Raw genomic sequence first — 13,429 nt, 5'->3', positions numbered from 1 at the left:
ATGGATTTACGGGTAATCCAACAGACATCACTTATACAGTAGATGATAATGATGGCAATACCTCAAACATTGCTACGGTAAGTGTTGGTTATACACCAACTCCACCCGTTGCCAATGATAATAGTAGTTCGGGTAATCCGACAAACAACTCCGTGACGCTTAATATTATTAATAACGATGTTTTGGCAGACGGGAGTACACCGTTACCCAATGATATAATCGTAGATCTTATTCCACCTGCTGGTGCAACCGCTGTAGTACTTGGAGTTAATGCCACTACTATAGGGTTTTCTGTACCTAATGAAGGTGATTGGTTGTATAATGAAGCAACCGGAGAAATCATGTTTATTCCCAATGTCGGTTTTACAAATGATCCCACACCAATAGATTACAATATCACTGATATTGATAATACACAAGTTAGTGTTACTCCAGCTACAATTACTATTGATTATGTGATTCAATCACCACTTGCAAATGATGATGAAGACTTAGACAATAATCCAGGTGATATTGTAGCTATTATGATTCTTACAAATGATAATGATCCCGATGGCGCTTTGGATGAAAATGGAGTAAATCTTGTTCCTCCTGCAAGTGCAACAGGAATTATTGTAGATGGAGATGGTGATATTATTGAGTTTGATGTACCTAATGAAGGTACTTGGACTTATGTACCGGGAACACAAACACTTTCTTTTGATCCGTTGCCAACATTTATTACTGATCCTACTCCAATAAATTATAGCGTAGACGATAATGATGGAAATATATCGAATGTAGCTGAAGTTCGAGTTGGATATATAGATGTAGCAGATTTATCTTTAATAAAAAGAGTTGTAGATAATGACATAACTCCATTTACCGGAACAGAGATTACATTCGAAATTAGAGTTACAAATGATGGTCCTGCAAATGCGACCGGAGTTTCGATTACTGACCTTTTACCATCAGGATATGATTTTATATTGTATAGTTCTACTTCTGGAGTTTATGATGAAATAAGTGGTATTTGGAATATAGGTAGTATTCCTAGTGGTGATACAGAAACTTTATTAATTGACGTACTGGTTAACGAAACAGGTATATATACGAATGTTGCCGAGGTAACTGCTTCAGGCACCCTTGATTTAGATTCTATGCCAAATAATAACATATTAGCAGAAGATGATCAAGATAGTATAATAGTTACGCCTGTATTAACTCCACGAATAGATTTATCTGTTACAAAAGTAGCAGACAATTTATCACCAAATGTAGGAGGGCAGATTGTATTTAGTATGACTGTAACTAATAACGGACCAAGTGACGCGACCAATGTTGTTGTTACCGATTTATTGGCCTCTGGATATGAATATGTGAGTTCTACAGTTTCTGTGGGATCGTATGAACCTTTAAATGGTTCGTGGACAGTTGGTAATGTTGCTAACGGAAATACAGAAACACTTATAATTACGGCAAATGTATTAGCAGTGGGAGATTATACAAATGTTGTTGAAGTTACGGATGCCACCGAAAATGATATTGATTCTACGCCCGCTAATAATGATGACACTGAAGATGATCAAGTCACTATAGAACCTGTTCCTGTTTCAGTGGCAGATCTAAGAGTAACAAAATCAGTAAATAATGCATCTCCAGAAGTGGGAAGTTCAGTTCTCTTTACCATTTTACTTGAGAATCTAGGTCTTAGTAACGATAGAAATATTGTAGTTACAGACCCATTGCCAACAGGGTATACTTTTGCCTCGTATGAAGCTACCGCTGGTGTGTATGATGATACCACCGGATTATGGACAGTAAATAGAACACTTATCCAGGGAGATATTGAAAGACTAACTATTACTGCAATCGTAAATCCAACAGGAATATATACAAATATAGCAGAAATAACAGCTTCTGATAACCTCGCTACAGATCCCAATATTGCAAATAACACCAGTAGTATAGGTACTGTTCCAATTCCAATTGCAGATTTATCTTTGACGAAAACAGTAGATAATTTCAGACCCGACGTAACTGATATTATTACATTTACACTTACACTAACCAATGATGGTCCTAGTGAAGCAACAGGAGTTATTATTACCGATGTACTACCATCCGGATTTAATTTAGTATCTGACACAAGCGGAGGATTATATAATAGTGGTACTGGTGAGTGGTCGGTAGGTAATTTAGCTATTGGAGCAACAACGAGTATAGATATAGTAGTTTCTATAAATACTTTAGGGAATTATATTAATACAGCAGAAGTAACCGCTGTTAATGAGATGGATCCGGATTCTACTCCTAATAATGATGTACTTGAAGAGGATGATCAGCAAGAGGTACAAGTGTTACCTAGGGTGATAACGGATATTTCTATTAATAAAGAGGTTGATGTTCTTAATCCTTCTGTAGGTAATCAAATAACGTTTACAGTCACCATAACAAATGATGGACCAAGTAATGCCACGGGTATTGTTGTTGAAGACTTGTTGGCATCGGGTTATCAATTCGATAATGCAACTCCATCCGTAGGAGTTTATGATGAAACTATTGGATCATGGGATATTGGGAATCTTGCGAATGGAGTTACAGAAACATTAACAATTACAGTTACAGTACTTCCGAGCGGAAATTATTCAAATACGGCTGAGTTAATTGCACTAGATACTTTTGATCCAGACTCTAATCCTGATAATAATGTAGATTCTGAAGATGATCAGGATACAGTAAATCCTATGCCTACGGGTCTCGCAGATTTATCCTTAGAAAAAACAGTAAACAATGAAACTCCTTTAGTAGGAGAAACGGTAGAATTTATAATTAATGTAACAAATAGTGGGGATAGTGATGCAACTGGAGTAGAAATTACGGATCAGCTACCAATTGGGTATACTTTTGTTTCTTTTGTGGCTACAGCAGGGTTGTACGATAGCACAACAGGAATATGGACTATTAACGGAACTATATTGAATGGAAGTACAGAATCTTTAATTATTCTAGCGACCGTAAATGAACCTACAAACTCAATTGATGAATATATTAATATTGCAGAGATTACAAGATCAGACCAAGCAGATCCTGATAGTGATAGTACATCTGGAGTAGATGATGATGATTTAGGAGATGGGATTGTAGATGATGATGAATCTACGGTTATTGTAAGACCACAATTCGTAGATATCGCGATTACGAAAATTGCGACTCCTGTAAATGTTACGATAGGTGAGGAAGTCGTTTTTACCATTACAGCTACCAATAACGACAATATGATTGCAGCGACTAATGTTGTCATCTCAGATATACTGCCATCGGGATATCGTTTTGTTTCTTCTTCAGCAAGTAATGGAGAATATAATCAGGTTTCTGGTTTATGGACCATTCCTACTATTAACAATTCTGAAACAGAAACTTTAAGAATTACAGTAGAAGTTTTAGATATTGATGACTATATAAATATAGCAGCCTTATTAGATATAGATCAATTTGATGGTGATGCTTCAAATGATTCCGGAGAAGCATTCGTTATAACTCAATGTCTTACCGTGTTTAATGAGTTTTCTCCTAATAATGATGGTACGAATGACACATTCACGATCGATTGCATAACCCAATATCCAGACAATAGACTGGAGATTTATAACCGATGGGGGAATATCGTTTTCGAAAAAGACGGCTACGATAATACATGGGATGGAACATCAAATGGAAGAGCTGTCATTTATGTAGAAGATAAACTGCCAGTTGGTACCTATTATTACATTTTAGATCTTGGAGATGGTACAAAACCAAAATCAGGTTGGATTTACTTAAACCGATAAATTATACTAAAGTCATAAGGAAGGCATATCTCTAATGATTTGCCCACAAATTAAACTAGAATATGAATATAAATATTAAAAAAATATTAGGGATTTTAATGATCATTTCTACGTACTGTGGTTTTGGTCAACAAGATCCTCAATTCACCCAATATATGTACAATACGCTCAGCGTAAATTCTGCATATGCAGGTTCCAGGGGTCATATGACCGTTACAGGAATTCATAGATCTCAATGGGTGGGAATTGATGGAGCTCCAAGAACACAAACACTGACCTTGGATACTCCAATTGGAAAAAAAGTGGGTTTGGGTATATCAGTAGTAAACGATGAGATAGGACCATCAGATGAGTTTTATTTTGATGCAAACTTTTCATATACCATTAAAACATCAGAAACACACAGACTTTCTTTAGGAATTAAAGGAGGAGCAAGGTTATTCAATATTGATTGGACTAAAGGTCAGGCTCAAAATCCAGACATTTTATTTCAACAAAATATAAATAATCAATTTTTTCCGACTGTGGGGGCTGGAGTATATTTCCATACCGATAAAAGTTACTTAGGAATATCAATACCTAATTTTTTTACAGATCAACATTATGATGATATTCAACAATCGATAGCATCCGAAAGGTTACATTTCTTTTTAATTGGTGGACTTGTAGTAGATGTTAGTAGAAATACGAAGTTTAAACCTGCGTTTTTAGTAAAGCATGTTGTAGGAGCACCTTTAATTGTAGACTTGTCTGCTAATTTTATGTTTTATGAACGTCTAAGACTTGGTGCCGCTTATAGATGGGATGATTCGGTAAGTGGTCTCGTAGGGTTCCAAATTACACCAGGTTTATTATTAGGTTATGCATTTGACTATACAACAACAGAACTTCAACAGTTTACTACAGGAAGTCATGAAGTTATGTTGCGATTTGAGTTGAAATCTCAAGAAAAACGATTAAAATCACCAAGGTTCTTTTAAAAAGTATAGTATATGAAAAATGTAATAACCATTAGTCTTATTTTATTCTCATTTTTGGGATACTCTCAAAAAAAATATAAACGAGCAGACGATTTTTTTGACAAAATGTGGTACATAGAAGCTGCGAAAGAATATGAGGCAGCTATAGAAAAAGGTGATAAATCTAAAGAAGTACTTCAAAAAGCAGGAGATGCATACTATTTTAATACAAATATGGAAGGTGCTCATAAATGGTATGATCTTTTAGTATCAGAATACCCAGATGCAATTGAAGCTGAATATTTATTTAGATATGCTCATACTTTTCAAGGTATTGATGACAATCGTTCGGCAAAAAAATGGATGAAAAAATTCTCTCAAAAAGCAAACGCCAAGGATCCAAGAGCTCAATTATATTCTCAAGATAAAATAAGTTTGGAAGATGTTTTAGACCTAGAACCACAGTTTACACTCAAAAATTTAGAAATTAACACAAAGTTTTCTGATTTTGGACCAATGTATTTTCAAGATCTACTTGTATACTCTTCTGCGGTAGATACTTCAAATTACCACACAAGAAATTATCACTGGAATGAGCAACCTTTTCTAAATTTATTATTAGGAGAAGTTAATACATCTCAAACAGATGTTATTTTTTTAGAAGAGTTTTCAAGGGAATTAAATACAAAATATCATGAGGCAACAGTGGCGTTTTCACCAGATCAGAAGACTATATATTTTACCCGAAATAATTATAATGGTAGTTTAGAAAGAGATGATAATGGTATTAATCATCTAAAATTGTATAGTGCTAAAATTATTGTAGGTGGAGAAAAAATAGAATGGACAGAGGTAAAAGAATTGCCTTTTAATAGTAATGATTACTCTGTTGGTCACCCTACGGTAAGTAAAGATGGCACAAAGTTATATTTCGTTTCGGATATGCCTGGATCTATAGGTGCAACAGATATTTTTGTTGTAGATATAATAGGAGAAGATACGTACTCTCAACCAAGAAACTTAGGGCCAACTATTAATACATATGGTAGAGAGATGTTTCCTTATATTACAGATAAGGCCTTATATTTTGCTTCAGATGGACATTTAGGTTTAGGAGGTTTAGATGTTTTCGAAAGTAAACATGATTATACATTTAATACACCTATTAATTTAGGAGCACCGCTAAATAGCAATCTTGATGATTTTGGATATATTGTAAATGAAAACACAAATAAAGGTTATGTTTGTTCAAATAGAAAAACCGGAAAAGGTGATGATGATATATATTCATTCGAGAGGACTCCTATAGAAAAATGTCAACAAACAATTAATGGAAGAGTAACAAATTCTTCAACAAAAGATCCTATTAGTGAAGCTAAATTAGTGTTACTTTCAGAGAATGGAGAGATAGTGGCTGAAACACAAAGTCAATTGAATGGCGATTATTCGTTTAATTATAAAGCTGATTGTAGAACGTCTTATCAAATAAAAACAGAGAAAATTGGATATAAACTGAATACCACACCTCTTAAAACCAATAATAACACTGGAGAAATAAATGTTCCTATTACTTTGTCAACCGTTAATAAACTAATCGTTGAAGAAGGCGGAGTACTAAAGATTAAAATAGGAATTATCTATTTTGATATTAACAAATCTGTCATAAGAAATGATGCAGCTTCAGAGTTGAATAAAGTTGTTCTCTTAATGAAAGAATATCCAAAAATGATTATTAAAATAGAATCACATACTGATTCTAGATCTAATAATGATTATAATCTGAAACTATCAGATAAAAGAGCTAAAGCGACACGAGAATATATTATTTCACAAAATATAGAAGCCGAAAGAATTGAAAGCGCCATTGGTTATGGAGAATCAAAACTTATAAACGAATGTGAAGATGATATCCCTTGTTCAGAGGTAAGGCATCAACTTAATAGAAGATCAGAGTTTATAATTATAAAAATGTGATATATAACTCCAAAAGTTGATTGGGAAAGAAATATAGTATGAGAATTTAATAATATTAAATTACTTATAATTTAAATAAATACAGCTTAAATGATCTAGATCATTTAAGCTGTATTGTTGTCATTCTATTTTAGTTGTCTTTCATCATTTTGTCAGAATAATGCGGTTTCTAATAGAATGTTTACCCAATTGTATTACATAAAGATATACACCAGCAGGTAATAATCCATCTTCATTGAAAGTAACCTGATACTTTTTGTTTGCTTCAACTTTTATATCCGAAATCGTATGTGTCAAAATACCGGTCATTGAATAGACTTTTACGGTTGCTTTTCCACTTTGAATACTATTAAAATCAATAGTCACCCTATCTTTTGAAGGGTTTGGATAAGCTTTAGAATTTAATCGAGTTGAAGATTTAATAGAAGAATTAGATAAACTTTGTGGTTCACCATTTCTTTGCTCACAAGTTGAAACAACCAGTACTGTTTCTCTTGAGGTACATCCCGTTATTGTATTGGTTGCAGTAACGATATATTGCCCTTCTGAACTCACATTTACAGGATTTTCACCTGCAGTAAACCCGATCCAACTAAAGCTCACATCAGGAGTCATTGAAGTTGCTGTCAAAGTAACTTCCGTTACATCACAAGTGATCGTTCCGCTAGCAGCAGCTTGCAATTCTGGTTTTGTACGATCTGCAGTAACAAGTACAGTTTGTTGTGAAGTACATCCTGTAGCAGCATTGGTTGCTGTCACGATATATTCCCCTTCAGAGCTAACATTCACTGGATTTTGACCCGCCGTAAATCCTTCCCAAGAGAAAGTTACATCAGGAGTCATTGAAGTTGCTGTCAAAGTAACTTCTGTTACATCACAAGTAATAGTTCCACTCGCCGAAGCTTGCAATTCCGGTTTTGTACGATCTGCAGTAACAAGTACTGTTTGTTGAGAAGTACATCCTGTAGCAGTGTTCGTTGCTGTCACGATATATTCCCCTTCAGAGCTTACACTGACTGGATTTTCACCTGCCGTGAATCCTTCCCAAGAGAAAGTAACATCAGGAGTAGTGGAGGTAGCAGTAAGGGTTACTTCTGTTACATCACAAGTAATAGTTCCGCTAGCAGCAGCTTGTAGTTCTGGTTTCGTACGATCTGCAGTAACAAGTACTGTTTGTTGGCTAGTACATCCTGTAGCTGTGTTGGTTGCTGTTACAATATATTCCCCTTCAGAGCTTACATTGACTGGATTTTCACCTGCAATAAATCCTTCCCAAGTAAATGTTACATCAGGAGTCATTGAAGTTGCAGTTAATGTTACTTCTGTTACATCACAAGTGATCGTTCCGCTCGCCGAAGCTTGCAATTCTGGTTTTGTACGATCTGCAGTAACAAGTACTGTTTGTTGTGAAGTACATCCTGTCGCAGTGTTGGTTGCTGTTACGATATATTCCCCTTCAGAGCTTACATTGACTGGATTTTCACCTGCAATAAATCCTTCCCAAGTAAATGTTACATCAGGAGTAGTGGAGGTAGCAGTTAAAGTTACTTTTGTTACATCACAAGTGATCGTTCCACTAGCTGTTGCTTGTAGTTCTGGTTTCGTACGATCTGCAGTAACAAGTACTGTTTGTTGAGAAGTACATCCTGTAGCAGTGTTGGTTGCTGTTACAATATATTCCCCTTCAGAGCTTACACTGACTGGATTTTCACCCGCCGTAAATCCTTCCCAAGAGAAAGTCACATCAGGAGTCATTGAAGTTGCTGTCAAAGTTACTTCTGTTACATCACAAGTGATCGTTCCGCTAGCAGCAGCTTGCAGTTCTGGTTTAGTACGATCTGCAGTAACAAGTACTGTTTGTTGAGAAGTACATCCTGTAGCAGTGTTCGTTGCTGTTACGATATATTCCCCTTCAGAGCTTACACTGACTGGATTTTGACCTGCCGTGAATCCTTCCCAAGAGAAAGTAACATCAGGAGTAGTGGAGGTAGCAGTAAGGGTTACTTCTGTTACATCACAAGTAATAGTTCCGCTAGCAGCAGCTTGTAGTTCTGGTTTAGTACGATCTGCAGTAACAAGTACTGTTTGTTGGCTAGTACATCCTGTAGCTGTGTTGGTTGCTGTTACAATATATTCCCCTTCAGAACTTACATTCACTGGATTTTGACCTGCCGTAAATCCTTCCCAAGAGAAAGTTACATCAGGAGTCATTGAAGTTGCAGTTAAAGTAACTTCTGTTACATCACAAGTAATAGTTCCACTAGCCGTAGCTTGTAGTTCTGGTTTAGTACGATCTGCAGTAACGATTACTGTTTGTTGGCTAGTACATCCTGTCGCAGCATTGGTTGCTGTTACAATATATTCTCCTTCTGAGCTTACACTGACTGGATTTTCACCTGCAGTAAATCCTTCCCAAGAGAAAGTCACATCAGGAGTCATTGAAGTTGCTGTTAAAGTTACTTCTGTTACATCGCAAGTGATCGTTCCGCTAGCTGTAGCTTGTAGTTCTGGTTTGGTTCGATCTGCAGTAACAAGTACTGTTTGTTGAGAAGTACATCCTGTCGCAGAATTGGTTGCTGTCACGATATATTCCCCTTCAGAGCTTACATTCACTGGATTTTGACCTGCCGTAAATCCTTCCCAAGTAAACGTTACATTAGGAGTCATTGAAGTTGCAGTTAAAGTTACTTCTGTTACATCACAAGTAATAGTTCCGCTAGCAGCAGCTTGTAGTTCTGGTTTCGTACGATCTGCAGTAACAAGTACTGTTTGTTGGCTAGTACATCCTGTAGCAGCATTGGTTGCTGTCACAATATATTCTCCTTCAGAGCTTACATTGACTGGATTTTCACCCGCCGTAAATCCTTCCCAAGAGAAAGTCACATCAGGAGTCATTGAAGTAGCAGTCAGAGTAACTTCCGTTACATCACAAGTAATCGTTCCGTTCGCCGAAGCTTGCAGTTCTGGTTTGGTACGATCTGCAGTAACAAGTACTGTTTGTTGAGAAGTACATCCTGTCGCAGCATTGGTTGCTGTCACGATATATTCACCTTCGGAGCTTACATTCACTGGATTTTGACCTGCCGTAAATCCTTCCCAAGTAAGCGTTACATTAGGAGTCATTGAAGTTGCTGTTAAAGTTACTTCTGTTACATCACAAGTGATCGTTCCACTTGCCGAAGCTTGCAATTCTGGTTTAGTACGATCTGCAGTAACGATTACTGTTTGTTGTGAAGTACATCCTGTCGCAGCATTGGTTGCTGTTACGATATATTCCCCTTCCGAACTTACATTGACTGGATTTTGACCTGCAGTAAATCCTTCCCAAGAGAAAGTTACATCAGGAGTTATTGAAGTGGCAGTAAGGGTTACTTCTGTTACATCACAAGTGATCGTTCCACTAGCAGCAGCTTGTAGTTCTGGTTTGGTACGATCTGCAGTAACGATTACTGTTTGTTGTGAAGTACATCCTGTTATTGTATTGGTTGCTGTTACAATATATTCCCCTTCCGAACTTACATTGACTGGATTTTCACCTGCAGTAAATCCTTCCCAAGAGAAAGTTACATCAGGAGTTATTGAAGTGGCAGTAAGGGTTACTTCTGTTACATCACAAGTGATCGTTCCACTAGCCGTAGCTTGTAATTCTGGTTTGGTACGATCTGCAGTAACAAGTACTGTTTGTTGTGAAGTACATCCTGTAGCTGTGTTGGTTGCTGTTACGATATATTCCCCTTCAGAGCTTACATTGACTGGATTTTCACCTGCCGTAAATCCTTCCCAAGATAAAGTAACATCAGGAGTAGTGGAGGTAGCAGTCAGAGTTACTTCTGTTACATCACAAGTAATAGTTCCGCTAGCCGAAGCTTGTAATTCTGGTTTGGTACGATCTGCAGTAACAAGTACAGTTTGTTGAGAAGTACATCCTGTAGCTGTGTTGGTTGCTGTCACGATATATTCCCCTTCGGAGCTTACACTGACTGGATTTTGACCTGCCGTAAATCCTTCCCAAGAGAAAGTCACATCAGGAGTCATTGAAGTTGCTGTCAAAGTAACTTCTGTTACATCACAAGTGATCGTTCCGCTAGCAGCAGCTTGCAGTTCTGGTTTCGTACGATCTGCAGTAACGATTACTGTTTGTTGGCTAGTACATCCTGTAGCAGCATTGGTTGCTGTTACAATATATTCCCCTTCCGAACTTACATTGACTGGATTTTGACCTGCAGTAAATCCTTCCCAAGAGAAAGTTACATCAGGAGTTATTGAAGTGGCAGTAAGGGTTACTTCTGTTACATCACAAGTAATAGTTCCGCTAGCAGCAGCTTGTAGTTCTGGTTTAGTACGATCTGCAGTAACAAGTACTGTTTGTTGGCTAGTACATCCTGTAGCAGCATTGGTTGCTGTTACAATATATTCCCCTTCAGAACTTACATTCACTGGATTTTGACCTGCCGTGAATCCTTCCCAAGAGAAAGTCACATCAGGAGTCATTGAAGTTGCAGTCAGAGTTAATTCTGTTACATCACAAGTGATCGTTCCACTTGCCGAAGCTTGCAATTCTGGTTTTGTACGATCTGCAGTAACAAGTACAGTTTGTTGAGAAGTACATCCCGTTATTGTATTGGTTGCTGTTACAATATATTCCCCTTCCGAACTTACATTGACTGGATTTTGACCTGCAGTAAATCCTTCCCAAGAGAAAGTAACATCAGGAGTAGTGGAGGTAGCAGTAAGGGTTACTTCTGTTACATCACAAGTAATAGTTCCGCTAGCAGCAGCTTGTAGTTCTGGTTTAGTACGATCTGCAGTAACAAGTACCGTTTGTTGTGAAGTACATCCTGTCACAGCATTGGTTGCTGTTACAATATATTCCCCTTCGGAGCTTACACTGACTGGATTTTCACCTGCCGTAAATCCTTCCCAAGAGAAAGTCACATCAGGAGTCATTGAAGTTGCAGTTAATGTTACTTCTGTTACATCACAAGTGATCGTTCCACTAGCTGTTGCTTGTAGTTCTGGTTTTGTACGATCTGCAGTAACAAGTACTGTTTGTTGAGAAGTACATCCTGTAGCAGTGTTGGTTGCTGTCACGATATATTCCCCTTCAGAGCTTACATTGACTGGATTTTCACCAGCAGTGAATCCTTCCCAAGAGAAAGTCACATCAGGAGTCATTGAAGTTGCTGTCAGAGTAACTTTTGTTACATCACAAGTGATCGTTCCACTAGTAGCAGCTTGTAGTTCTGGTTTTGTACGATCTGCAGTAACGATTACCGTTTGTTGGCTAGTACATCCATTCAGGGTATTTGTTGCTGTTACAACATATTGACCGCTAAATTGTACTTCAACTGGATTTTGACCTGCAGTAAATCCTTCCCAAGTAAAGCTTACATTAGGCGTCATAGAAGAAGCCGTTAGAGTTACTTCTGTTTTATCACAGCTAATAACGCCATCTGCGGTTGCTTGTAAATCTGGTCGGGTTCGTTCAGTTTCTACTTCTATTATTTTTTGTTTGGTACATCCATTTAACGTATTTGTAGCCGTTACAACATATTGTCCTCCATAATTTACTTCGATAGGGTTTTCTCCATCCGGAAAACCATCCCAAGTAAAAGTTACATTGGGCGTTGTGGATGTAGCAGTTAATGTTACCTGTCTATTAATACAAGTAATGGCCCCATCGGCAAAAACATCCAGATCAGGTCTGGTTCGTTCAGTTTCTACAAATACCACTTTTTGATTACTACAACCCGTAAGAGTATTAGTAGCTGTTACAACATATTGTCCTCCATAATTTACTTCGATAGGGTTTTCTCCATCAGGAAAACCATCCCAAGTAAAAGTTACATTGGGCGTTGTGGACGTAGCAGTTAGTATTACCTGCCTGTTAATACAAGTAATGGCTCCATTTACTGATGTTTGAATGTCTGGTCTATTACGTTCATTCTTAACAGTTACCGTTTGTTGTGAAATACACCCTGTAGTAGTGTTCGTTGCGGTCACACTATATTCGCCTCCAGAACTTACGTTCACTGGATTTTCACCAGCCGTAAATCCTTCCCAAGAGAAAGTAACGTCAGGAGTAGTGGAGGTAGCAGTTAAAGTTACTTCTGTTACATCACAAGTGATCGTTCCGCTAGTAGTAGCTTGTAGTTCTGGTTTGGTATTATCAGCAGTAACGATTACTGTTTGTTGGCTAGTGCATCCTGTAGCAGTATTGGTTGCAGTTACACTATATTCCCCGTCCGAACTTACACTGACTGGGTTTTCACCTGCAGTAAATCCTTCCCAAGTAAAAGTCACATCAGGAGTCATTGAAGTAGCAGTCAGAGTTACTTCCGTTACATCACAAGTGATCGTTCCGCTTGCCGAAGCTTGTAGTTCTGGTTTGGTACGATCTGCAGTAACAAGTACTGTTTGTTGTGAAGTACATCCTGTCGCAGCATTGGTTGCTGTCACGATATATTCCCCTTCAGAGCTTACATTGACTGGGTTTTCACCTGCAGTAAATCCTTCCCAAATAAAAGTAACATTTGGAGTTATTGAAGTAGCTGTCAGAGTTACTTCTGTTACATCACAAGTGATCGTTCCGCTTGCCGAAGCTTGTAGTTCTGGTTTGGTACGATCTGCAGTAACAAGTACTGTTTGTTGTGAAGTACATCCTGTCGCAGCATTGGTTGCTGTCAC

The 13,429-nt window shown here is 37.5% G+C and carries 4 protein-coding genes; 3 read left to right on the top strand and 1 reads right to left on the bottom strand.

Annotation, left to right across the window (positions count from 1 at the left end; all coding sequences use genetic code 11):
- The 3 genes from AWE51_RS15310 to AWE51_RS15300 all read left to right on the top strand — a co-directional run.
- The coding region (locus AWE51_RS15310; RefSeq protein WP_157766126.1) for a T9SS type B sorting domain-containing protein at positions 1 to 3,809 on the top strand (3,809 nt) is incomplete at its 5' end.
- 62 nt (positions 3,810 to 3,871) lie between these two features.
- A complete protein-coding gene (locus tag AWE51_RS15305) occupies positions 3,872 to 4,789 on the top strand; it encodes a PorP/SprF family type IX secretion system membrane protein (protein WP_066315013.1) in 918 nt (305 codons plus the stop codon).
- A gap of 12 nt (positions 4,790 to 4,801) precedes the next feature.
- Positions 4,802 to 6,742 carry an OmpA family protein gene (locus tag AWE51_RS15300; RefSeq protein WP_066315010.1) on the top strand — a complete coding sequence of 647 codons (1,941 nt, stop codon included), beginning with the start codon at positions 4,802 to 4,804 and terminating at the stop codon, positions 6,740 to 6,742.
- Positions 6,743 to 6,886: 144 nt separating this feature from the next.
- Here AWE51_RS15300 and AWE51_RS15295 read toward each other — a convergent pair.
- Positions 6,887 to 13,429 (bottom strand): T9SS type A sorting domain-containing protein (locus AWE51_RS15295; RefSeq protein WP_157766125.1); only part of this gene is annotated, 6,543 nt, incomplete at its 5' end.

Origin of the sequence: Aquimarina aggregata, assembly GCF_001632745.1 — a bacterium.
GTDB lineage: Bacteria > Bacteroidota > Bacteroidia > Flavobacteriales > Flavobacteriaceae > Aquimarina > Aquimarina aggregata.
This window is presented reverse-complemented; position numbering and strand designations above follow the sequence as displayed.

Coding starts and splice junctions, on each gene's coding strand:
- AWE51_RS15305 (WP_066315013.1), top strand. CDS start 3,872: ATGAATATAAATATTAAAAAAATATTAGGGATTTTAATGATCATTTCT.
- AWE51_RS15300 (WP_066315010.1), top strand. CDS start 4,802: ATGAAAAATGTAATAACCATTAGTCTTATTTTATTCTCATTTTTGGGA.